Raw genomic sequence first — 23,745 nt, forward strand, 5'->3', positions numbered from 1 at the left:
AGGGCCTCAGCGAACGATGCCGCGATCGGACTGGGCAATGAACGCCGAAAACGCCTCCACTTCGGGATGCTCGGCCGCGATCTCGGCAACACGCAGTCGCGCTTCCTGCAGCGTCAGGCCAGCGCGATACAGCGCACGGTAGGCGCGCTTGATGGCGGCAATACCTTCAGCGCTGAAGCCCCGACGCTTGAGGCCCTCGCTGTTGATGCCGTGCGGTTTGGCCGGATTGCCGGCGACGGTGACGAAGGGCGGCAGATCCTGCAGCAAGACGGTGCCGACCCCACAGAAGCTGTGGGCGCCGACGCGGCAGAACTGATGAACACCGGTAAAACCACCCAGGATTGCCCAGTCGCCGACATGCACGTGGCCGGCCAGCGTGGCGTTGTTGGCGAAAATGGTGTTGTTGCCCACCTGGCAGTCATGCGCCATGTGCACGTAGGCCATGATCCAGTTGTCGTTGCCGATGCGCGTGACGTGCGCATCCTGGCTGGTGCCGACGTTGAACGAGCAGAACTCGCGAATCGTGTTGCGGTCACCGATCTCCAGCGCTGTCGGCTCGTCGTCGTACTTCTTGTCCTGCGGCTTCGCGCCAAGGGAGCAGAACTGGAAGATCTCGTTATCGCGCCCGATCCGGGTATGTCCCTCGATCACCACATGCGGACCGACACGCGTCCCGTCGCCGATCTCGACATGCTCGCCGATGATCGAATACGGCCCGATCGAGACGTTCTCACCGAGCTTCGCGCCAGCATGGACGATGGCAGTCGGATGAATCATAGCGTCTTGAGCGCACACATCAGTTCGGCCTCGGTCGCGATCTCGCCGTCGACGCGTGCGACCCCCTTGTACTTGTAGATGTTGCGCTTGTTCTGCGTGATCTCGACTTCGAAGATCAGCTGATCCCCCGGCACTACCGGGCGCTTGAACCGCACGGCATCGATACCGGCGAAGTAAACCACCGAGTTCTCATCGGGCTTGATGCCCATGCTCTTGAACGACAGCACGGCCGCAGCCTGCGCCATCGCCTCGACGATCAGCACCCCGGGCATGACGGGATGGTGCGGGAAGTGGCCGGGGAAGAACGGCTCGTTCATCGTCACGTTCTTCAGCGCGACAATGCGCTTGCCCTCTTCCATCTCGAGCACGCGGTCGATCAGCAGGAACGGATAGCGATGCGGAAGGTACTCGATGATTTCGTTGATGTTCATCATGTGGTTCAACCCGGGTTGCGGTCGTCGGGACCGACTTGTTGATTCTCGAGACTACGGACACGCCCGACAAGCGCGTCGAGGTGCCGGAGATGGGCGAAATTGCGTATCCATTCGGCGTGTGGCTGCACCGGCAGGCTCGCGGTGTAGACGCCCGGTCGCGTAATCGACTTGCTGACCAGCGTTCCGGCGGAGACCACCACGTCATCGCAGATCGAAAGATGGCCGATGATGCCTGCTTGCCCGCCGATCATGCAGCGCGCGCCGATGGTGGTGCTGCCGGCGACGCCGACGCAACCGGCAATGGCGGTGCGCTCGCCGATGCGAACGTTGTGGGCGATCTGTATCAGGTTGTCCAGCTTGCATCCGTCACCGATCACCGTGTCGTCGAGCGCCCCGCGGTCGATGGTCGTGTTGGCACCGATCTCGACATCGTTGCCGATGACGACGCGTCCGACCTGCGGGATCTTGACCCAGCCTCCGCCCTTCTCCCGGGCAAAACCGAACCCGTCCGCGCCGATGACGGCGCCAGAGTGGATGATGCAATCCTCACCGACGATGCAGCCGTGCTGGATCGTTACCCTTGGTGCCAGGCGGGTGCCGCGACCGATCCGGACGCCCCGGCCGATGTGGCAACCCGCGCCGACGATGACGTCCTCGCCGATGACCACATCCTCGTCAATCGACGCACCCGGCCCGATCTCCACCGATGCCGGGACTCGGGACACAACGGCCGCCAACGGGTGTATGCCCGGACGCGCCACCGGTGCAGGATGGAAGAGCTGTGCGACACGGGCGAAGTAAAGGTAGGGGTCACCCGTGACGATGCACGGGCGACCTTCGACCAGCGGACGAACATCCGGCGCCACGATGACCGCGCTCGCGGCACTGCCCTGCAGGCGCGACAGATACTTGCGGTTGGCCACGAAGGCCAGGTCTCCGTCTCCCGCCTGGTCGAGCGTGGCGACACGGCGCACGGTTATCGCCGCATCGCCACTGAGTTCACCGCCTAGGCGCGCAACCAGCTCGTCGAGACGAAACATGCGGAGGAATGCTTACTTGGCGTCGGACAGGGCCTTGATGACCTTGTCGGTGATGTCGATCTTCGGGTTGGCGTAAACCGCTTCCTGGAAGATGATGTCGTAATTCTCGCTCTCGGCGATCTGCTTCACCGAACGGTTGGCCTTGTCCAGCACCGAGGCCAGCTCCTCGTTGCGACGCTGGTTGAGATCCTCGCGAAACTCACGTTGCTTGCGCTGGAAATCGCGATTGAGATCATTGAGCGCGCGCTCCTTGTTGCGGCGATCGCTCTCGGCCATCGTCGGCACTTCACGCTCCAGTTCTTCCTGCATGGCCTTGAGATCCTTCGCCATACGCTGAAGCTCCTGGTCGCGCTTCTCGAACTCCTTCTCGAGGCGCTGCTGTGCACGGACGGCCGGCGCTGCCTCGCGCATCACGCGGTCGGAGTTGACGAAGCCGATCTTGGTATCGGCCACTGCGGCCTGGGAAACGCCAATCAGGGCGGCAGCCACCAGGGAGAGGGTACTGACTTTCACTTATGCCTCCGGAAAAATCTTGTTTGCGGCGCGATCAGAACACGCTGCCGAGCTGGAACTGGAACCGCTGGATCTCGTCGTCCTTTTCCTTCTTGAGCGGGTGGCCGAAACTGAATTTCAGCGGCCCGATCGGCGAACTCCAGGAGAACGCCAAGCCCGTACTGTAGCGCAGGTCGTCAAAGCCGATCTTCTGTTCCTTGCCCGTATCCGGGTCCTCGCCCCATACGTAACCGGCGTCGAAGAAGGCCGATATGCGGAACGAGCGGTCGGTACCGGCGCCAGGCATCGGGAAGAAGAACTCCGCATTGCCGACCAGCTTGCGAGTACCGCCGGACGAGGTGACATCCCCATCGCTATCGGTGAACTTCGGTCCCAGCGTGCCCTGATCGAAACCTCGCACCGACCCGATGCCGCCCACGTAGTAGTTCTTGTAGAAAGGCACGCTCTTCCCACCGAAGCCTTTCGCGTAACCGACGTCGGCATTGAGCATCAGCGCATAGTCGCGCCCGAACGGGAACCAGTGCTGGTGCTGGTAGCCAAGCTTACCGAAGCGCAGATCGCCCACCGGCACGGTGACTTCACCGTACACTCGCTGATACGTACCCTTGCGCGGATAGATGAAACTGTCACGACTGTCCCGCGACCAGCCGACCGTCAGCAGCAGACTGCTGACCGACACATCGCCCACACCGTTGCCGCTGCAACCACCATTGTCGTTGCAGAAGTCCTTGTAAAGAAACGGACTGCCTTCGTAGGTCGTGATCTTGGTCTGGTCCGCAGTCAGGCCGAAATTCACCTGATCATCCTCGGCAATCGGCCACCCGAGCCTCAGGCCCGCCCCGGTAGAGACGGTCTTGTACGGCGACAGGTTTCTGTATTCGGTCGAATCGTAGGTGCGGTGGTAGAGGTCCCAACCCAGGCTGACGCCATCGACGGTGTAGTACGGATTGGTGAACGACAGTGCAAGCGTTCGGCTCGACTTGCTCGTGTTGAGCCCCAGCGTCAGGGCATTGCCGCTGCCGAACAGGTTCTGCTGGGAGACCGAAGCCGACAGCACGACGCTCTCAGAACTCGAAAAACCAGCACCCAGCATGAGGTTACCGGTGGGCCGTTCCTTCACCGTGAAGTTCACGTCGACCTGATCGGTCGTACCCGGCACGGCAGGCGTCTCGACGTTGACCTCGTCAAAGAAGCCCAGGCGGTCGATTCGGGTACGCGAACGGTTGATCGCCGCGGCGTCGTACCAGCCTCCCTCCATCTGGCGCATTTCGCGGCGAACGACCTCATCGCGCGACTTGGTGTTGCCGCCGACATTGATCCGGCGCACATAGACGCGCCGACCCGGATCGACGAACACCGTGAAGGCCACCTGGCGCTTCTCCTTGTCCACCTCCGGCGCTGCGTTGACGTTGGCGAAGGCGTAGCCTTCGTTGCCCAGGCGGTCGGTAATGGCCTTCGTGGTCTCGGTCAGCTTCTCGCGCGAGAAGGTGTCGCCTGGCCGTAGCTGGGTCATCGACACGTACTCGGACTCCGGCAACACCAGATCGCCGGTGAAACGCATGCCGCTGACGGTGTACATCTCACCTTCGGTGATGTTCACCGTGATGTAGATGTCCTCCTTGTCCGGCGTGATCGAGACCTGGGTCGAATCGATGTTGAAGTCGAGGTAGCCCTGGTTCAGATAGAAGGAGCGCAGGGTCTCCAGGTCAGCGGACAACTTCTGGCGCGAATACTGGTCGTTCTTGGTATACCAGGTCAGCCAGCCCGGCGTGGTGAGCTGCATCTGTTCAAGCAGGTCATCCTCGTCGAAGGCCTTCGCTCCGACGATGCTGATCTGCCGGATCTTGGCGACATCGCCTTCCTCGACATTGAAATTGATGCCGACCCGGTTGCGCTCGAGCGGCGTCACCGTGGTCTTGATCTGGGCCGAATACTTGCCGCGTGACAGATACTGTCGCTTGAGCTCCTGTTCGGCACGCTCGAGCAGCGAACGGTCGAAGATTCGGGACTCGGCCAAGCCAACTTCCCGCAGCCCCTTCTTGAGCGCGTCCTTGTCGAACTCCTTCACACCGACGAAGTCGATCTGTGCGATAGCAGGCCGCTCATCGACCACGACGACGATGACGTCACCCTCGGTCTCGATACGTACGTCGCTGAAGAAACCGGTCGCGAACAGCGCACGGATCGCCTCGGCCGCTTGTCCCTCGTCGAAGCGCTCACCGACCCGCACCGGCAGGTAGTTGAACACGGTTCCCGCTTCGGTCCGCTGGATGCCTTCGACCCGGATGTCCTTGACCACGAAAGGTTCGAATGCGAATGCCGGCACAGCGGCAAAAAGGGCCATGATGAGCCCGGGCAGGAGCTTGCGATTCATGCAGGAATTCAGCCGGAAATGAGACGATTGATGTCGTTGTAGAAAGCAAATGCCATCAGCATTGCAAGCAGGACGAGGCCGATCTGTTGACCGATCTCCATGACGCGTTCCGGAATCGGACCGCCCTTGATGATTTCGACCGTATAGTACAACAAGTGCCCCCCATCGAGCACCGGGATGGGGAGCAGGTTCAAGACCCCCAGGCTGATGCTGATCAGGGCGACGAACTTCAGGTAATGGCTCAGTCCGAGCTGCGCCGTCTGGCCGGCATAATCCGCAATCGTCACGGGCCCAGAGAGGTTCTTCCACGACACTTCGCCAGTGAACATCCGACCGATCATCTTCAGGCTCAGGACGCTGGTTTCCCAAGTCTGGCGCACAGCCTTCGTCAGCCCTTCGAGCGGCCCATAGCGCACCTGCGCGAACATCGACAGTCCGCCTTCGACCGGCTCGGCGACTCCGACGCCGATGCGGCCGACCGGCACGCCGTTATCCGTGCCGGATTCCGGCGTCACGCTCAGGGTCAACCGCTCGCCACCTCGCAGCACCTCGAAATCCAGCGGCTTTCCCGGGGCGGCACGGACACGTTCGACCAATGCCGCCCACCCCTCGATGGCAGCACCCTCGATTGCGATGACCTCGTCGCCCTCCCGCAGCCCGGCGCGCTCCGCCGAGCCTCCCTCCGATAGCCGCCCGACGATCGCCGGGATGACGGGACGCCACGGCTTGAGGCCCAAGCGGACGATCAGGTCCTGACTGCCATCCTCAATCGGCACACCGCCAAGGTTCAGGCGCCGATATGCCTCCACCTCTTCGAGCGTACGCACCTTGAGGACGACTTCACCCTGCTCCAGTGCATGCCGCAACAGGACCCAGCGCAAGTCCTGCCAAGAGCGCACCGGCTCGTCGTCGACGGCAAGCACGAGATCGCCATCGCGCACGCCCGCCGCCACGGCGATGGCTGGCGTGTCCGACAAAGCGACGCGTGGGCGAAGCTCATCGGTCCCCGCCACGAACAACCCCCAGTACAGCGCAATCGCGAGCACGAAATTCGCGATCGGTCCCGCGGCAACGATGGCGAAGCGCCGGTACACGCTCTGCCGGTTGAAAGCGCGATGCAATTCGGCAGGCGCCACCGGCCCCTCGCGCTCGTCCAGCATCTTGACGTACCCACCCAATGGAAACGCGGCGAGCGCCCACTCGGTTGCATCCCGTCCGGCTCGACGCACCAGCAGCGGCTTGCCGAAGCCGATCGAGAAGCGCAGCACCTTGACGCCGCACCAACGCGCCACGAGATAGTGCCCAAGCTCATGCACGAGGATGAGCAGGCCCAGCGCAAGGGCGAAAGGAAGCAGATAGTCGAGAAGATTCATTGTCAGCGGGAAAGTGTCTGGATCTGGGCGGATGCCCAATCACGTGCCTGCGCATCCACGGCGAGCACAGCATCCAGCGAATCGACCGCGACGCCGGCACTGCGTTCCAGGCAAGGTTCGATTACGCGCGCAATATCGAGATAGGCGATGCGCCGGTCGAGGAACGCGGCAACCGCCTCCTCGTTTGCAGCATTGAGTACGGCCGGGGCAGCCCCACCCGCACGCAGCGCGGCGAACGCAAGGCCAAGGCAGGGGAAACGCTGGAAATCGGGCCGTTCGAAATCCAGGCGAGCGATCTCGAACAGGTCGAGCGACCGCACGCCGGCCTCGATCCGTTCCGGCCACGCCATGGCGTGAGCGATCGGCGTGCGCATGTCGGGATTGCCAAGTTGCGCCAGAACCGAGCCATCGACGTACTCCACCATCGAGTGGATGACGCTCTGGCGATGGACGACCACCTCGATCATCTCGGCCGGTACGCCGAACAACCAGTGCGCCTCGATGACCTCGAGCCCCTTGTTCATCATCGTCGCCGAATCGACGGAAATCTTGCGCCCCATGACCCAGTTCGGATGTGCGCAGGCCTGCTCGGGCGTCACCGCCGCCAGTTCGGCGATGGGCGCAGCACGGAACGGGCCGCCCGATGCCGTCAGCAGGACACGGCGTACGCCCGCCCGCCCAGGCGCTCGCGCATAGCCGGCCGGCAGCGCCTGGAAAACCGCGTTGTGCTCGCTGTCGATCGGCAGCAACACCGCACCGCTCGCCGCCACCGCATCCATGAAGATCTGCCCGGAGAGCACCAAGGCCTCCTTGTTGGCGAGCAACACCTTCTTTCCGGCGCGCGCAGCCGCGAGGCTCGGCCGCAATCCGGCAGCTCCGACGATCGCCGCCATCACCATGTCGACGTCGGACGCGGCGGCAACCTGCTCCAGGGCCTCGGGGCCGCACAGCACCTCGGTGCGGCTGCCTGCCTCCGCAAGCGCGACCCGGAGACGTTGGGCGGCCTCGACGTCTCCGATCACGGCATACTGCGGCGAGAACCGGAGCACCTGCTCAAGCAGCTTGTCGTCCTGACGGTGCGCCGTCAGGGCAAAGACCTCGAAGCGGTCCGGGTGACGGGCTACGACGTCGAGGGTGCTTTGTCCGATGGAGCCGGTCGCCCCAAGAACGGTGATGCGCTGCGTGGCGGGTTGTCGCATTGGATGGGCAGGAACGGAAAACAAAGGGCGTTCCGCCGACTCAGCGTGCCAGCAGAACGACGAAGAGTGCCACCAGCGGCAGGGTGGAGGTCAGGCTGTCGATGCGGTCGAGGATGCCACCGTGTCCGGGCAGGATCGTGCCGCTGTCCTTCAGACCCGCCTGGCGCTTCAGCAGCGACTCGTAGAGGTCGCCGATGATGCTGATTGCCGTCCAGAGCACGAGCCCCGCGGCCACCACCATCGCGCCGCCCGGATTGCTCGCGCCCTGCCAGGTCAGCACGCCGAAGCCGAACAGCAGCACTGCAACCACCGCACCGATCGCGCCTTCCCACGTCTTGCCGGGGCTGATGGATGGCGCCAGCTTGTGGCGGCCGAAGGCACGTCCCGAGAAGTACGCAGCAATGTCCGCCACCCAGACGACGGCCATGACCGCCAGCATGACCCACGGACCGAGCGCACGCAGATGCACGAGCGCGAGCGAAGTGGGCACGAGCACGACGAAGCCGACCAGGGACGCCAGCATCGGATTCGACAAGGTCCACTTGCGTACGAGCCAGACCGGGACGACGAAAACCCAGAACAGTGCGCTGATGACGTAAAGCGGCACGAGGATGCCGGCCCCCGTCGTCGCCCCACTCACCAGTCCGCTGAGCACACCGAGGATCAGGCAGGCGATACCGAACGAGATGGCGGTGGACATCCGCAGCGGGCGCTCGAAGCCGGCAAGGCCGCCCCACTCCCACGCCGCGGCGCCACAGACGAGCGCGCACAGCACAAGCCAACCCGAAGCAGGCAGCAGGAAGACAGCGGCGAGCAGACCCGCCAGTAACGCAATCGCTGTCAGAACACGCGCTTTAAGCATGATGTCCTGTTGCACCCTGCTCGACGAGCTGCTCGCTTGTACGACCGAAGCGGCGCTCGCGCCCCCCATAGGAAGCGATCGCCTGGTCGAGCGCATCGGCGCCGAAATCCGGCCACAGCGTATCGGTGAAGTAGAGCTCGGTGTAAGCGAGTTGCCACAACAGGAAGTTGCTGATGCGCTTCTCCCCGCCAGTCCGAATGAACAGATCCGGTTCCGGCGCGAAGTTCATCGACAACGCCGAGGCGATCTCGTCCTCGCTGAATCCGTCGCATCGTTCGGGATGCGCGCGCATCAGCGCAGCGACGGCATTCGCGATGTCCCATCGGCCACCGTAGTTTGCCGCGATGCTCAGGTGCAAGCGTTCGTTCTTCGCGGTCTTTTCCTCGGACTCGCGAATGGCGCGAACGAGTTCGGGGTCGAATCGGGCCAGATCACCGACGACGCGCAGTCGAATCCCGTTCTCGTCCAGCCGGGCGACCTCCTTGCGCAGCGACTTCATGAAGAGCTGCATCAGGAAGGACACCTCGTCGGCCGGCCTGCGCCAGTTCTCGGAACTGAAGGCAAACAGCGTCAGGTACTCGATACCCCGTTCCATGCACGCCCTGACCACCGCGCGCACCGAATCGAGGCCTCGGGAATGCCCGGCAACGCGCGGCATCAGGCGCTTGCGCGCCCAGCGGCCGTTGCCGTCCATGATGATCGCCACGTGACGCGGAACCGCGCTCACCGCCGGGATCTCCCGGGTGGAACTTATGAAACGCTTGTGCGTCATGACCCGCCTCCTGTTCTGCCCATAAGGGAACAGCCGATCCGGCGGATCAGATCTGCATCAGTTCCTGCTCTTTCTGGGCAAGAAGCTTGTCGATCTCGGCGACGTACTTGTCGGTCAGCTTCTGGACATCTTCCTCGGCACGACGCTCGTCGTCCTCCGAGATCTCCTTGTCCTTGACCGCATCCTTGAGATGCTGGTTGGCATCGCGACGCAGGTTGCGGATGGCGATCTTCGCCGTCTCGCCTTCCTGACGAACGACCTTGGTCAGGTCGCGGCGACGCTCTTCGGTCAGCGCAGGCATCGGCACGCGCAGCAACTCGCCCATGTTCGACGGGTTCAGCCCCAGGTCGCTGTCGCGAATGGCCTTCTCGACCTTCGGCAGCATCGGCTTTTCCCAGGTCTGGACACCGATCGTACGGGCATCGATCAGCGTGATGTTGGCAACCTGGTTCACAGGCACCATCGAGCCGTAGTACTCGACCATCACGTGGTCGAGCAGGCCGGTATGCGCACGGCCGGTACGAATCTTGGTGAGATCGGTCTTGAGTGCCTCGACCGACTTCTGCATCTTCTGCTCAGTGTTCTTCTTAAGTTCGGAAATCATCAGCGCACTCTCCAGAGCATCAGGAATGGACCAGCGTACCCTCGTCCTCGCCCATCACCACGCGCTTGAGCGCGCCGGGCTTGAAGATGGAGAACACGTTGATCGGCAGTTTCTGGTCACGGCACAGCGCGAACGCGGTCGCATCAAGGACTGCCAGGTTGCGACCGATCGCCTCGTCGAAACTGATGCGATGGTAGCGCTGCGCGTTCGGGTCCTTCTTCGGGTCGGCAGTATAGACGCCATCGACCTTGGTCGCCTTGAGCACGATCTGCGCACCGATCTCGGAACCACGCAGCGCGGCAGCGGTATCGGTGGTGAAGAAGGGGTTGCCCGTCCCGGCGGCAAAGATCACGACGCGGCCTTCTTCGAGATGACGGATCGCACGGCCGCGGATGTAGGGCTCCACGACCTGGTCGATGCGCAGCGCCGACTGCACGCGCGCTTCCAGATCCATGCGCCGCATCGCATCGGCAAGGGCCATCGCGTTCATCACCGTGGCCAGCATGCCCATGTAGTCGGCAGTGGCGCGGTCCATGCCGGACGCCGCGCCCTTCATGCCACGGAAGATATTGCCGCCGCCGATCACCACACCCACCTGAACACCGAGACGCACGATCTCGGCAATCTCGGTGACGATGCGGGTGACGACCTCCTCGTTGATACCGTAGGTATCATCACCCATCAGGGCCTCGCCCGAGAGCTTCAGCAGGATGCGCTTGTAGGCGGCGGACATGTGCAGCTCCTTACTTCTTGGCAGCCGCGGCAGCCTGCTCGGCCACTTCGGCAGCGAAGTCGGCGACCTTCTTCTCGATGCCTTCGCCCACGATGTAGAGCGTGAAGCCGGCAACCGAGGCGCCCTTGGCCTTCAGCAGTTGCTCGATGGTCTGCTTGCCGTCCTCGGCCTTGACGAAGACCTGAGCCAGCAGCGTGACTTCCTTCAGGAACTTCTGCACGGTGCCATCGGCAATCTTCTCGAGCATGGCTTCGGGCTTGTTGTCGGCGCGAGCCTTCTCGATGGCGATACGGCGCTCGGATTCGATCAGATCCTGCGACACGCCCGAGGCGTCCAGCGCCTTCGGCTTGGACGCGGCGATGTGCATCGCGATGTCCTTGCCCAGCTGCTCGTCGCCGCCAACCAGATCCAGCAGCACACCGATCTTGGCGCCGCCGTGGATGTACGAGAAGAGCTGACCCTTGGCTTCGACACGGGTGAAGCGGCGGATCGACATGTTCTCGCCGATCTTGCCAACCAGCGCGGTACGGGTCGACTCGACCGTACCCTCGCCCATCGGCAGCGCCGACAGAGCGGCGACGTCGGCCGGGCTGTTGGCAGAAACCAGATCGGCGCAGCCATTCACCAGGGCGAGGAAGTCGTCGTTCTTGGCAACGAAGTCGGTCTCGCAGTTCACTTCGATGATCGAACCCAGCTTGCCGTCGGCGGAGATGCTGATGCCGACCACACCTTCGGCCGCCACGCGGGCAGCGGCCTTGGAGGCCTTGTTGCCCAGCTTGACGCGCAGAATCTCTTCAGCCTTGGCCATGTCGCCAGCCGCTTCGGCCAGCGCCTTCTTGCATTCCATCATCGGCGCGTCGGTTTTCTCGCGCAGTTCTTTGACCATGCTTGCGGTGATTTCCGCCATGCTAACTCCTCGGATTTCGCTATTGCCGGTGTCGAGCAAAACCCGACACCGGCAGGTATTCAAGACTACAAAAAGGGGCCCCTAGAGGCCCCGGCAAGCTGCAGGTCAGGCCTGCTCTTGCGAACCCTCTTCCTCGACTTCGACGAACTCGTCGCCGCCGGCATCGACGATTTCCTGCAGCACCTGGCTGCGACCCTGCAGCACGGCATCGGCCACGCCACGGGCGTAGAGTCGGATGGCGCGCGAGGAGTCGTCGTTACCCGGGATCACGTAATCCACGCCTTCGGGCGAGTGGTTGGTATCGACCACGGCAACGACGGGGATACCGAGCTTCTGGGCTTCGGTGATGGCGATCTTGTGGTAGCCGACATCGATCACGAACAGGGCGTCGGGCAGGCCACCCATCTCCTTGATACCACCGATCGACTTCTGCAGCTTTTCCATCTCGCGACGCACGGTCAGCGCTTCGCGCTTCGACAGACGCTCGATCGAACCATCCTCGACCATCGCCTCGACTTCCTTCAGGCGCTTGATCGACTGCTTGACCGTCTTGAAGTTGGTCAGCATGCCACCCAGCCAACGCTCATCAACGAAGGGCATGCCGGCACGACCCGCTTCCTCGGCGATGATCTCGCGCGCCTGGCGCTTGGTGCTGACGAACAGGATGTTGCCGCGATTGGCGGCGAGCTTGCGCACGAAGTCCATCGCTTCGTTGTACTTCACCATCGTCTTTTCGAGGTTGACGATGTGGATCTTGTTGCGCTGGCCGAAGATGTAGGGGGCCATACGCGGATTCCAGAAGCGGGTCTGGTGGCCGAAATGGACGCCCGCTTCGAGCATCTGACGCATCGTGACTGACATAGGTGTTACTCCAAACTGATCAAAGGGTTTAACCTCCGCCCCGCGGGACGCCCAACGTTCAAACACCGAACGTCCGACACCTCGCCGCATCGAAGACCATTGATGCCGGCCTTCGCCGCGGACCCCATTGCCGCAGGACGTGTGGATTTTGCCTGCCTCAGCAGACAAGCCTGCAATGTTAGCACGCGCGTTCGCGCTCACTCAAGCGTAAGCCCGTACCGCGTTTGCCCGCAGGTGCCCGCATGCGATACCTTTGAGTCCTTTACAGCCCCAGCAAGACAGACAATCAAGATGAGCATCGTTCTCAAGACCGCGGAAGAAATCGACAAGATGCGCGTGGCGTGCCGCCTCGCGGCCGAGGTCCTCGACTACATCGAGCCCTTCGTCAAACCCGGCGTGACAACCGGCGAACTCGACCGCCTGTGCCACGACTACATGGTGAACGTGCAGGACACGGTTCCAGCCCCGCTGAACTACGCCCCCCCCGGCTACACGCCCTACCCCAAGTCGATCTGTACCTCGATCAACCATCAGGTCTGCCACGGCGTACCCGGCGAGAAGGCCTTGAAGAAGGGCGACATCGTCAACATCGACATCACCGTGATCAAGGACGGCTTCCACGGTGACACCAGCCGCATGTTCCTGGTCGGCGGCGAGGCCGCGGCGAGCATTGCGGCTCGCCGCCTGTCGCAGATCACCTACGAATGCATGTGGCTTGGCATCGCCGCGGTCAAGCCGGGCGCCCACCTCGGCGACATCGGCGCCGTCATCCAGAAGCATGCGGAGGGCAATGGCTTCTCCGTCGTGCGCGAGTTCTGCGGCCACGGCATCGGCCGCAAGTTCCACGAAGATCCGCAGGTCCTTCACTACGGCAAGGCCGGCACCGGCCCCGAACTGAAGCCGGGCATGATCTTCACGATCGAGCCGATGATCAACGCCGGCAAGGCCGCCATTTCCGAACTCCCCGACGGCTGGACGATCGTCACGAAGGACCGCAGCCTCTCGGCGCAGTGGGAGCACACGGTCGTGGTGACCGAAACCGGCGTCGAGGTACTGACGCTGTCGGAGAAATGCCCCCCACCCCCCGCGCTGGTTGCCGCCCGCTTCGCCTGAAGCCCACCCATGAAAGACGCCCTCTGCTCCGCCCTTCAACCCCTGATCGGCGAGGCTCGCCGGCGTCTCCATGAGAACGCCGCGACACTCAGGGCCGCCTACGAGGCCCACCCGCGCACGTCGGCCTTGCTCGAGGGGCGCGCGCGACTGGTGGATGCCGAGGTCATCGGTCTATGGCAGGCCTGCGGCATGCCGGATGACGCTGCGCTGCTTGCCGTAGGCGGCTACGGTCGGGGCGAGCTGTTCCCGGCCTCGGACGTCGATATCCTCGTTCTGCTGCCGGCCGCGGCCACCCTCGAGATCTGCGAACGACTTTCGGCGATGGTCGGCGCGCTGTGGGACATCGGGCTCGAGATCGGCCACGCGGTGCGCACGATCGACGAATGCATCGAAGCGGCCGCAGACGACATCACGATCCAGACGAACCTGCTCGAGGCGCGCCTGCTCAGCGGTGACCTGCGTCTCTTCGCCGAGCTCAACGAGCGTTACCGCGAAACCCTGGACGTACGCGCCTTCTACAAGGCGAAGCAGCTAGAACAGGAGCAGCGCTACGCCCGCTTCAACGACAGCCCCTACGCCCTCGAGCCGAACTGCAAGGAGAGCCCGGGCGGGCTGCGCGACCTGCAGATGCTGAGCTGGATCGCACGCGCCGCAGGCTTGGGGCACAACTGGCGCGACCTCGCCCGTCGCCGCCTCATCACCGGCGGCGAGGCCAGCGACCTGCGCAGCGTGGAACGCTTCCTGCAGCACCTGCGCATCCGCCTGCACTACCTGACCGGGCGCGCCGAGGACCGGCTGCTGTTCGATCACCAGGAAAAGCTCGCGCGCATCATGGGCATCGAGGCGACCGCGACGCGACGCGCGTCCGAAGTGCTGATGCAGCGCTACTACGTCACCGCGAAGATGGTGACGCAGCTCAACACCGTGCTGCTGCAGAACTATGGCACCGTGATCTTCCCCGACCGGGGCGCGGCCTTCGTCATCAATCCGCGCTTCCAGGTCGTGCGCGAGCTGCTCGACATGCGCCAGGAAGACATTTTCGAGCGCTATCCCTCGGCCCTGCTCGAATGCTTCCTGCTGCTGCAGCAGCGCTCCGAACTCAAGGGCATGACGGCGCGCACGCTGCGCGCGCTGTGGATCAACCGCAACCGCATCAACGCCGCCTTCCGCGCCAATCCCGAGCACCGCGCACTGTTCCTGCAGATCCTGCAGCAGAAGCGCGGCATCGTGCATGCATTCCGGCGCATGAACGAGTACGGCATTCTGTCCCGCTACCTGCCGACCTGGCGCCGCATCATCGGCCAGATGCAGCACGACCTGTTCCATGTCTATACGGTCGACCAGCACATCCTGATGGTGCTGCGCAACATGCGCCGCTTCACCATGGGCGAGCACGCGCACGAGTACCCCCTGATGACGCGGCTCATCATGGCGTTCGAGCGCCACTGGCTGCTGTATGTCGCAGCCCTGTTCCACGACATCGCCAAGGGGCGCGGGGGCGACCACTCCAAGCTCGGCATGACCGACGCGCGCGAATTCTGCGTGGTGCACGGGCTCGCGAGCGAGGACACCGAACTGGTGGTATGGCTGGTGGAACACCACCTCACCATGTCGCACTACGCTCAGAAGGAAGACACCTCCGACCCGGAGGTCGTGCAACGCTTCGCCCGCATCGTCGGCACCGAGCGGCGGCTGATCGCGCTCTACCTCCTGACCCACGCCGACATCCGCGGCACCAGCCCCAAGGTCTGGAACGGCTGGAAGGGCAAGCTGCTCGAGGACCTGTTCTTTGCCGCCCAGCGCCTGCTGCGCGGCGCAACCCCCCAGCAGGCACTGGGACTGGACGACCGGCTGGAAGACGCCCGCCGCCTGCTGCGCTTCCACGGCCTGCGGCCCGGCATCGAGGACCGGCTATGGTCCGAACTCGATGCGGTGTACTTCATGCGGCACTCCGCGGAGGAAATCGCCTGGCACACGCGGGTCCTGTATTTCCGCCCCGATACCGACGAACCCGTTGTCAAGGCCCGCATGGCCGAGGAAGAAGACGGCGTACAGGTCATGGTGTTCACACCCGACCAGAAGGAGCTCTTCGTCCGCCTGACCGGCTTCTTCGGCCGACTCGGCTTCACCATCCTCGACGCGAAGGTGCACACCACCCGCCACGGTCACGCGCTCGACAGCTTCATGCTGCAGGATCCGGGCGGCGAAGCCAGCTACCGCGATGTCATCACCCTGATCGAGCACGAACTCACCGGCTACCTTGTCCGCCCCGGCGTCATCGACCGCCCCTCGCGCGGACGGCTTTCACGCCAGGTGAAGCACTTCCCGATCACGCCCCAGGTGAGCATCAGGCCGGACGAGGCCGGCCGCCACTACATTCTTTCGCTCACCGCGGCGGACCGTCCGGGCCTGCTGTTCGACATCGCCGAGACCCTCTCGAGCCACGGCATCCGGCTGCACACGGCCAAGATCGCGACACTGGGCGAGCGGGTCGAGGACACTTTCCTCCTCACCGGCGCCGCGCTGGCCCAGGACACCCAGCTGCTGCGCGTGGAACGAGCGCTGCTGGAGCGCCTGCAGGTGTGAATCGGCTCAGTGCTTGCTGCCCAGCTTGTCCATGAGCGCGTAAAGCACGCCCGAGAACAGGAACGTGACGTGAATGCCGACCATCCATCCAAGATGACGGTCGGACAGGTCGTCCACGTTCATGAAGGCCTTGAGCAGCTCGATGCCCGAAATCGCCACGATCGAGCCGATGAGCTTGACCTTCAGGTCCGAGAAGCCGATGTGCCCCATCCAGTCCGGCCGGTCCTGATGGCTGTGCAGGTCATCCATCTTGGACACGAAGTTCTCGTAGCCGCTGAACATGATGATGATCAGCAGATTCATGATCAGGGCGATGTCGACCAGCGACAGCACGCCGGTGATCAGCTCACCGCCGGTCGCAGTCATGATCCCGGCGAAAAGGCCCCAGACCTCCTTGGTAAACTTCACGAGCAGGACAAGCATCGCCAGCACCAGCCCGAAATAGACCGGCGCCATCAGCCAGCGGCTGGAGAACAGCAGGTGTTCGAAGTTCTTCTCGATTTGCTTCATGGTCGCCGACCTTTCAAACGTGGCAGAGCTTGTCGAGAATGGTGCGCACCCTGACCATCGCGCTTTGCAGCATGGCCTCGATGTCGTCAAAGACAATCCCGCCAGCGCTGGCCGAGCGCCCCGCCGCATGGTTGACCACAACGTTGAGGGCGGCGTAAGGGATGTCCAGTTCGCGCGCCAGAACAGCCTCGGGCATGCCGGTCATGCCGACGACGTCGGCACCGTCGCGCTCGAAACGATTGATCTCGGCCGCCGTCTCGAGGCGTGGCCCCTGAGTGGCCGCATACACGCCGCCATCCAGTGCAACCTCGCCCGCCAGCCGCGACGCCTCGATCAGCCTGCGGCGCAGGCCCTGGTCGTAGGGGTGGGTGAAATCCACATGCTTTACCGGCGTGCCCCCGCCTTCGAAGAAGGTACTCTCGCGCCCCCACGTGTAGTCGATGATCTGGTCAGGCACGACCAGCGCCCCCGGCCCGAGGTCGGCACGGATGCTGCCGACCGAGGCAACGGAGATGATTCCGCTCACTTTCGCCTGCTTCAGCGCCCAGATGTTGGCGCGGTAGTTCACGAGGTGCGGCGGAATCGTGTGACCGTAGCCGTGACGGGCGAGGAACACGACCGGCTCGTTGCACAGCCGCCCGAAGGTCAGCGCGCCGGACGGCTCGCCGTAGGGCGTACGTGCCACTTCACGGCGCTCTACCGCCAGATTCGAAAGCTGCGTCAGACCGCTTCCACCGATGATCGCGAGCATGCAGTCGCTCCAGGACTTGAGGGCCGCGGATTTTATCACGCGCCTTCGGGCCGGAATGATGTCGTGGAGGCCACGAACCGGGCCGGACCGCATCTTTCGGAAAGGCCGAACGGCCGCTCGCGAATTCATGTTGCGCTGCCACAGCACGTGGTAGAATCCTCGCCCTTTCAAAGACTTCCCGCCTCCATGTCCCGCGCCATCCGCAACATCGCCATCATTGCCCACGTCGACCACGGCAAGACCACCCTCGTCGACCAACTGCTGCGCCAATCCGGCACCTTCCGCGAGAACCAGCAGGTCGCCGAACGCGTTATGGACTCGGGAGATATCGAGAAGGAACGCGGCATCACGATCCTCGCCAAGAACTGCGCGATCCAGTACGGCGACACCCACATCAACATCGTCGACACCCCGGGCCACGCCGACTTCGGCGGCGAGGTCGAGCGCGTGCTGTCGATGGTCGACAGCGTGCTGCTGCTGGTCGACGCCCAGGAAGGCCCGATGCCGCAGACGCGCTTCGTCACGCGCAAGGCGCTGGCGCTGGGCCTGAAGCCGATCGTCGTCGTCAACAAGATCGACCGCCCGGGCGCACGACCGGACTGGGTGATCAACCACACCTTCGACCTCTTCGACAAGCTCGGCGCAACCGAGGAGCAACTCGACTTCCCGGTCATCTACGCCTCGGGCCTCAACGGCTTCGCGGTCGAAAGCCTGGACGAGGAACGCAAGGACATGCGCCCGCTGTTCGAGGCCATCCTGAAGTACGTCCCCGCCCCCGAGGTCGATGCCGACGGGCCGCTGCAGATGCAGGTCTGCTCGCTCGACTACTCGACCTACATGGGCCAGCTCGGCATCGGCCGCATCAAGCGTGGCCGCATTCGCCCCAACCAGGAACTGGTCGTCATGTATGGCGATGAGAACCGCGGCAAGGGCAAGGTCAGCCAGGTACTCACCTTCGAAGGACTGGAGCGCAAACCCTCCGAGTTCGCCGAAGCGGGCGACATCGTGCTGGTGGCCGGCATTTCGCAGGTCAACATCGGCGTCACCCTGTGCGACCCCGAGCGTCTCGAAGGCATGAAGCCGATCGCGATCGACGAGCCCACGCTGACCATGAACTTCATGGTCAACACCTCGCCGCTGGCCGGCCGCGAAGGCAAGTACGTCACCAGCCGCCAGATTCGCGAGCGCCTCGAGAAGGAGCTGCTGAAGAACGTCGCCCTGCGCGTCACCTACACGAGCGACTCCGACGTGTTCGAAGTGGCCGGTCGTGGCGAGCTTCACCTGACAATCCTGCTCGAAAGCATGCGCCGCGAAGGCTACGAACTGGCTGTCGGCCGCCCGCGCGTGGTGTACAAGGAAATCGACGGCGTGAAGTGCGAGCCGTACGAAATGCTGACCGTCGACGTCGAGGAAGATCACCAGGGCGGCGTGATGGAAGAGCTCGGTCGTCGCCGCGGTGAGTTGCAGGACATGCAGCCGGACGGCAAGGGCCGCGTGCGCCTCGAGTACCGCATCCCGGCGCGCGGCCTGATCGGCTTCCAGGGCGAATTCCTCACCATGACGCGCGGCACCGGCCTTGCCAGCCACGTGTTCGACGACTACGGCCCGATGGCCGGCGCGATGGCCGAGCGCCGCAACGGTGTGCTGATCTCGCAGAACGACGGTGACGCGGTCGCCTACGCGCTGTGGAACCTGCAGGATCGCGGCCGCATGTTCGTGAGCCCGGGCGAAGCGCTGTACGAAGGCATGATCATCGGCATCCACACCCGCGACAACGACCTCGTCGTTAACCCGATCAAGGGCAAGCAGCTCACCAACGTGCGCGCCTCCGGCACCGACGAGGCCGTGCGCCTGATCCCGCCGATCGCGCTGACGCTGGAATCCGCGATCGAGTTCATCGCCGATGACGAGCTGGTCGAGATCACGCCGAAGAGCATCCGCCTGCGCAAGCGTCATCTGAAGGAAAACGATCGCAAGCGCGCCGCGAAGGCTGCCGACGCCTGATCGCCCCCCTCTGCGCCCGAATGTGAAGAGGCCCCGCCGGGAACATCCCGCCGGGGCCTCTCTGTTTTCAGGTGCAAGGATTGCCCTGAGGTCGCGCCTGTGACGCCCGACCGATCAATCGACCGGGCGCCACAGCGGGCGAACGCTTACTTCTTCTTGCTGCCGCCCGATTCCGCGCCGAAGCGGCCGCTCAGGTACTGCGCAAACTCGCCACCCGTCTCCGGGTGACGCAGGCCGAACTCGATCGTCGCCTTCAGGTAGCCGAGCTTCGAACCGCAGTCGTAGCGCACGCCGTCGAACTGGTAGGCCAGAACGGCCTCCTCCTTCAGCAGCGAGGCGATCGCGTCGGTGAGCTGGTACTCGCCGCCGGCGCCCGGCTTCAGTGCGCGGATGTGGTCGAAGATGCGCGGCGTCAGGATGTAGCGGCCGACCACGGCCTGGGTGGTCGGCGCCTCCTCGGGCTTCGGCTTCTCGACGATGCCGGTCATGCGCTGCACCTGGCCAATATCGGTCTCGGTGCTGACGATACCGTAGCTGCGGGTTTCCTCGCGCGGCACGTTCATCGTGCCCAGCACCGAGCAGCGGTGATAGTTGTACACATCCACCATCTGCTTGAGCACCGGCTTGCCGTCCTTGTTGTCCAGCAGGTCGTCGGCCAGGATCACGGCAAAGGCCTCGTCGCTGACCACGTGGCTCGCACAGCGCACCGCATGGCCCAGGCCGAGGGCCTCCGACTGGCGGATGTAGATGCAGTTGACGCCCTTCGGCACGGTCTGGCGCACGATCTCGAGCAGTTCCTTCTTGCCGCGTGCTTCCAGCTCGGTCTCGAGTTCGTAGGCCTTGTCGAAGTGGTCCTCGATCGAACGCTTGGTCCGACCGGTGATGAAGATCATGTCGGTGATGCCCGCCGCGACCGCTTCCTCGACCGCGTACTGGATCAGCGGCTTGTCGACGATCGGCAGCATTTCCTTCGGGCTGGCCTTGGTGGCCGGCAGGAAGCGCGTGCCCATGCCGGCAACGGGGAAGACCGCCTTGGTGACCTTCTTCATTCTTGTTTCACTCCGGTATCAATGTTTCGGCAGATCCCGCATACCCGACACGGGTATGCGGCGCCCGGCATGATGCGCGAAGCCGGGCATAAAGGCACTAGCTATTTGTATCCGTTTTGCGCAGCAGGTCACGCAGGCCGTCCTCGTCCAGGATGTCGACGCCGAGCTCCTGTGCCTTCGCCAGCTTGGAACCGGCATCCGCCCCGGCGACGACGTAGGTCGTCCTCTTCGACACCGAGCCCGCCACCTTGCCGCCCTGCGCCTCGATCAGCGCCTTCGCTTCGTCGCGGCTCAAGCTCGGCAGCGTGCCGGTCAGCACGAAGGTCTGGCCTGCCAGCGCACCAGCGGCCGCAGGGGCAGGCTCGCCCTCAGGCCAATGCACGCCGGCCGCGCGCAACTGCTCGATGACCTCGCGGTTGTGCGGCTCGTCGAAGAACTCGACGATCGAGCGCGCGACGATCGGCCCGACGTCCTGCACCTGCTGCAGCGCCTCTGCAGTGGCGGCGATCAGTGCGTCCAGACTGCCGAAGTGCCGCGCCAGGTCGCGCGCAGTCGCCTCGCCGACGTTGCGGATGCCAAGCGCGAAGATGAAGCGCGCCAGCGTCGTCGAACGGCTTTTCTCGATCGCGGCGAGCAGGTTCTGCGCCGACTTCTCGCCCATGCGCTCGAGGCTGGCGAGCGCCAGCACCCCAAGCCGGTACAGGTCGACCGGCGTCTTGACGATAGCCGCGTCGACCAGCTGATCGACCAGCTTGTCGCCCAACCCTTCGATATCCATCGCGCGCCGGCCGGCAAAATGCAGCAGTGCCTGCTTGCGCTGGGCCGGGCAGAAGAGGCCACCGGTGCAGCGCGCAACGGCCTCGTCCTCGCCACGCACGACGTGCGAGCCGCACACCGGACAGGTCGGAAACTGCTCGAGAAGGCGGAAGCGCGGCAGTTCGCCCTGCCGACGCTCGATCACCGGCGCCACCACCTCGGGGATCACGTCGCCGGCACGGCGCACGATCACCCAGTCGCCAATGCGCACATCTTTGCGGTCGATCTCGTCCTGGTTGTGCAAGGTCGCGTTGGTTACCGTAACGCCGCCGACGAACACCGGCTCCAGGCGTGCAACCGGGGTCAGCGCGCCGGTGCGCCCGACCTGCACCTCGATGCCGCGCAGCACGGTCAACGCCTCCTGCGCCGGATACTTGTGCGCCACGGCCCAGCGCGGCTCGCGCGTCACGAAGCCGAGCTGGCGCTGAAGCTCGAGCGAATTGACCTTGTACACCACGCCGTCGATGTCGAACGGCAGGCTGTCGCGCAAGCGGGCGATGTGGGCATGGAACTCGGCCAGCCCGGTCGCGCCACGCACCACCCTGCGGTGTTCGCACACCGGCAGGCCAAATGCCGCGATGGCGTCGAGCACCTCGCCGTGCGTGGCGGGCACCTGCCAGCCGATCGTCTCGCCCAGGCCATAGGCGAAGAAGGACAGCGGCCGCTTCGCGGCAATCGCCGGGTCGAGCTGACGGATGCTGCCCGCCGCGGCGTTGCGCGGATTGACGAAGGTCTTGTCGCCCGCATCCGCCTGGCGTCGGTTGAGGGCCTCGAAATCGTCCCGGCGCATGTACACCTCGCCGCGGATCTCCATGACCTCGGGCGCCTCGCCCTTCAAGCGCAGCGGAACGCAGCGCATCGTGCGCACGTTGCTGCTGACGTCCTCGCCGGTCTCACCATCGCCCCGCGTCGCCGCCTGGACCAGCAAACCGTGCTCGTAGCGCAGGTTGATTGCCAGTCCGTCGAACTTCAGTTCTGCGGCGTAATCGACGTCGGCATCGCTTTCGACAAGTCCAAGTTCGCGCCGCACCCGGGCATCGAAGGCCTGCGCGCCGCTTGCCTCGGTATCCGTCTCGGTGCGGATCGACAGCATCGGGACGCGATGCCGCACCGGCGGAAACTGCGCCAGCGGCTTGCCGCCGACGCGCTGGGTCGGCGAGTCCGGCGTGCGCAATTCGGGATGCTCGGCCTCGAGGGCCTGCAGTTCGCGGAACAGGCGGTCGTACTCGACGTCCGGAATTGTCGGCGCATCGAGCACATAGTAGGCGTTGTCGTGCCGCGAGATCTCTTCGCGCAGCGCCTCGATGCGCTGCTGCGCAGTGGAAGCGAACAGATCCATCACAACGCGAACAGCCGCCTTGCCAGCGGGCCGCCCGCCGGAATGCCGTTCTCGGCCATGCGCCCCTGGAACTGGCGGATCTGCGCGCGGATCAGGTCCGCGGCCTCGGTGCCGAAAGCGGCGCGGTTGTCATCCACGACATGGCCGCCGAAGTGTGCCGCGAAGTCGTTGGCGATGCGCATCATGCGGTCGAAGGCCGCCACGCCGTCCTGCACCCAAGGCACATCGATGACTAGGGTCAGGCCTCCGGTCGCCATGGCGGGCAGCGTCTCGGCCGCGAACAGCCCAGGTTCCAGGTTGGCAAGCGTAAACAGCGTGCTGCCGTCATCCGCAAGCGCATGAAAGCTGCCATCCCCCGACAGCGTGAAGCCATGTCGGGCGGCCAGTTTCGCGATCTCGCTGCCATCGAAGGGGCGGGACGCGGCGACGACATTGACCCCGATCTGCACATCCACGTCGGCGCAGAAACGATCGACCTCGGTGGCGTGGCGCAGGGTTTCGGCGCGCGCGGGCAGGCCTGGCGGGAGCGCCATCACCATGTCGGCGACACGCTGCACGCCTCCCGAGAAGCGCATGAAGTCGGACTCGCCGATCGAGCCTCGCCGATCGACGAGCTGCAGCGCCGCGCAAAACCAGTGGCAGGCGCCCGCACTGTTCGGGCCGATCGGGAACCACAGGTTCTCGGCGTCGTTGAAACCGAACCAGCGCACCGGCTTCGACAGCCCGGCCAATTGCTCGCCCTGCGCCTGCCAGACCCGCTGCACATCGAGCGGCTCGATGGCCTCGAGACGGATCACGCAGTCCGTGCGCTCGTCGAGCAACTCGGGCACTTCGGGGGCGGATCGGATGATCGACGCCTCGCGCACCGGTCGCGGGCCGTCGGCGACGCCGTCGTCGTCCGCGATGCCCGGCTCGCGGCGCTCGGTGCGCGCGGCGCGGCCCTTCGCGTCATCGTCGGCAACGCGCGGCTCGAGGAGCACGTCGCGATGATCGGACTTGAAAGCCTTGTCGGCCTTGTGCTGGTGCTTGCGCTCCTGCCACTTGTTGTAGGCCACGATCAGCACCACCGCACCGAGACCGGCACCGACAAGGGCGATCTGTAGTTCGCTGTCCATAGGGGTTCCCGAA

Annotated in this window: 21 protein-coding genes; 3 read left to right on the plus strand and 18 right to left on the minus strand. The window is 64.4% G+C overall.

Annotation, left to right across the window (positions count from 1 at the left end; translation table 11 throughout):
* Positions 1–6: 6 nt before the first annotated feature.
* From lpxA to rpsB, 13 genes are all read right to left on the minus strand, one after another.
* Positions 7–777, minus strand: a complete 771-nt coding sequence (gene lpxA, locus AC731_RS05045) for an acyl-ACP--UDP-N-acetylglucosamine O-acyltransferase (protein ID WP_004251119.1) — start codon at positions 775–777, stop codon at positions 7–9.
* Positions 774–1,208, minus strand: coding sequence for a 3-hydroxyacyl-ACP dehydratase FabZ (fabZ, locus tag AC731_RS05050; protein ID WP_038010530.1), 435 nt, complete (start codon positions 1,206–1,208; stop codon positions 774–776). The genes lpxA and fabZ overlap by 4 nt, the downstream gene beginning before the upstream one ends.
* Before the next feature lie 8 nt (positions 1,209–1,216).
* Entirely contained in the window at positions 1,217–2,251 is a 1,035-nt protein-coding gene (gene lpxD / locus AC731_RS05055) for a UDP-3-O-(3-hydroxymyristoyl)glucosamine N-acyltransferase (protein ID WP_048709718.1), read from the minus strand.
* 12 nt (positions 2,252–2,263) lie between these two features.
* Positions 2,264–2,764: an OmpH/Skp family outer membrane protein gene (locus AC731_RS05060; RefSeq protein WP_004251113.1), complete on the minus strand. Its 501-nt coding sequence runs from the start codon at positions 2,762–2,764 to the stop codon at positions 2,264–2,266.
* Between the two features lie 34 nt (positions 2,765–2,798).
* A complete protein-coding gene (gene bamA / locus AC731_RS05065; RefSeq protein ID WP_048709720.1) occupies positions 2,799–5,138 on the minus strand; it encodes an outer membrane protein assembly factor BamA in 2,340 nt (779 codons plus the stop codon).
* Positions 5,139–5,146: 8 nt separating this feature from the next.
* Positions 5,147–6,511 carry an RIP metalloprotease RseP gene (rseP, locus tag AC731_RS05070; RefSeq protein ID WP_048709723.1) on the minus strand — a complete coding sequence of 455 codons (1,365 nt, stop codon included), beginning with the start codon at positions 6,509–6,511 and terminating at the stop codon, positions 5,147–5,149.
* A 2-nt stretch (positions 6,512–6,513) separates the two neighbouring features.
* Positions 6,514–7,710 (minus strand): 1-deoxy-D-xylulose-5-phosphate reductoisomerase, encoded by a 1,197-nt coding sequence (gene ispC / locus AC731_RS05075; protein ID WP_048709726.1) that lies wholly within the window; start codon positions 7,708–7,710, stop codon positions 6,514–6,516.
* Between the two features lie 40 nt (positions 7,711–7,750).
* A complete protein-coding gene (locus tag AC731_RS05080; RefSeq protein WP_048709728.1) occupies positions 7,751–8,572 on the minus strand; it encodes a phosphatidate cytidylyltransferase in 822 nt (273 codons plus the stop codon).
* Positions 8,565–9,344, minus strand: a complete 780-nt coding sequence (gene uppS / locus AC731_RS05085) for a polyprenyl diphosphate synthase (RefSeq protein WP_004251107.1) — start codon at positions 9,342–9,344, stop codon at positions 8,565–8,567. The genes AC731_RS05080 and uppS overlap by 8 nt, the downstream gene beginning before the upstream one ends.
* Positions 9,345–9,390: 46 nt before the next feature.
* On the minus strand, positions 9,391–9,948 hold the full coding sequence (frr, locus tag AC731_RS05090) for a ribosome recycling factor (protein WP_048709731.1): 558 nt from the start codon (positions 9,946–9,948) through the stop codon (positions 9,391–9,393).
* A gap of 19 nt (positions 9,949–9,967) precedes the next feature.
* Complete coding sequence (pyrH, locus tag AC731_RS05095) at positions 9,968–10,681, minus strand: UMP kinase (RefSeq protein WP_004251105.1); 714 nt, start codon at positions 10,679–10,681, stop codon at positions 9,968–9,970.
* A gap of 10 nt (positions 10,682–10,691) precedes the next feature.
* On the minus strand, positions 10,692–11,588 hold the full coding sequence (gene tsf, locus AC731_RS05100) for a translation elongation factor Ts (protein ID WP_004251103.1): 897 nt from the start codon (positions 11,586–11,588) through the stop codon (positions 10,692–10,694).
* A 105-nt stretch (positions 11,589–11,693) separates the two neighbouring features.
* A complete protein-coding gene (gene rpsB, locus AC731_RS05105) occupies positions 11,694–12,449 on the minus strand; it encodes a 30S ribosomal protein S2 (protein WP_004251101.1) in 756 nt (251 codons plus the stop codon).
* 291 nt (positions 12,450–12,740) lie between these two features.
* Between rpsB and map the strand changes: the two genes are divergently transcribed.
* Together map and AC731_RS05115 are read left to right on the plus strand one after the other, a co-directional pair.
* Entirely contained in the window at positions 12,741–13,562 is an 822-nt protein-coding gene (gene map, locus AC731_RS05110) for a type I methionyl aminopeptidase (protein ID WP_004251099.1), read from the plus strand.
* Between the two features lie 9 nt (positions 13,563–13,571).
* Entirely contained in the window at positions 13,572–16,148 is a 2,577-nt protein-coding gene (locus AC731_RS05115) for a [protein-PII] uridylyltransferase (protein ID WP_048709737.1), read from the plus strand.
* A gap of 6 nt (positions 16,149–16,154) precedes the next feature.
* Here the strand turns inward: AC731_RS05115 and AC731_RS05120 are convergent, their stop codons facing one another.
* Together AC731_RS05120 and AC731_RS05125 are read right to left on the minus strand one after the other, a co-directional pair.
* A complete protein-coding gene (locus AC731_RS05120) occupies positions 16,155–16,658 on the minus strand; it encodes a TIGR00645 family protein (RefSeq protein WP_048709740.1) in 504 nt (167 codons plus the stop codon).
* A 13-nt stretch (positions 16,659–16,671) separates the two neighbouring features.
* The gene (locus AC731_RS05125; protein WP_048709741.1) at positions 16,672–17,409 is read right to left on the minus strand and encodes an S-methyl-5'-thioinosine phosphorylase; all 738 of its coding nucleotides are present in this window, start codon (positions 17,407–17,409) and stop codon (positions 16,672–16,674) included.
* 186 nt (positions 17,410–17,595) lie between these two features.
* Between AC731_RS05125 and typA the strand changes: the two genes are divergently transcribed.
* Positions 17,596–19,413 carry a translational GTPase TypA gene (gene typA / locus AC731_RS05130; RefSeq protein ID WP_004251092.1) on the plus strand — a complete coding sequence of 606 codons (1,818 nt, stop codon included), beginning with the start codon at positions 17,596–17,598 and terminating at the stop codon, positions 19,411–19,413.
* A 146-nt stretch (positions 19,414–19,559) separates the two neighbouring features.
* On the opposite strand, the gene galU is transcribed toward typA, so the two are convergent.
* From galU to AC731_RS05145, 3 genes are all read right to left on the minus strand, one after another.
* Entirely contained in the window at positions 19,560–20,462 is a 903-nt protein-coding gene (galU, locus tag AC731_RS05135; protein WP_004251091.1) for a UTP--glucose-1-phosphate uridylyltransferase GalU, read from the minus strand.
* A gap of 97 nt (positions 20,463–20,559) precedes the next feature.
* Positions 20,560–22,617, minus strand: a complete 2,058-nt coding sequence (gene ligA / locus AC731_RS05140) for an NAD-dependent DNA ligase LigA (RefSeq protein WP_048709746.1) — start codon at positions 22,615–22,617, stop codon at positions 20,560–20,562.
* On the minus strand, positions 22,617–23,732 hold the full coding sequence (locus tag AC731_RS05145) for a cell division protein ZipA (RefSeq protein ID WP_048709749.1): 1,116 nt from the start codon (positions 23,730–23,732) through the stop codon (positions 22,617–22,619). The genes ligA and AC731_RS05145 overlap by 1 nt, the downstream gene beginning before the upstream one ends.
* Between the last annotated feature and the right edge of the window lie 13 nt (positions 23,733–23,745).

This window comes from Thauera humireducens, assembly GCF_001051995.2.
Lineage (GTDB): Bacteria > Pseudomonadota > Gammaproteobacteria > Burkholderiales > Rhodocyclaceae > Thauera > Thauera humireducens.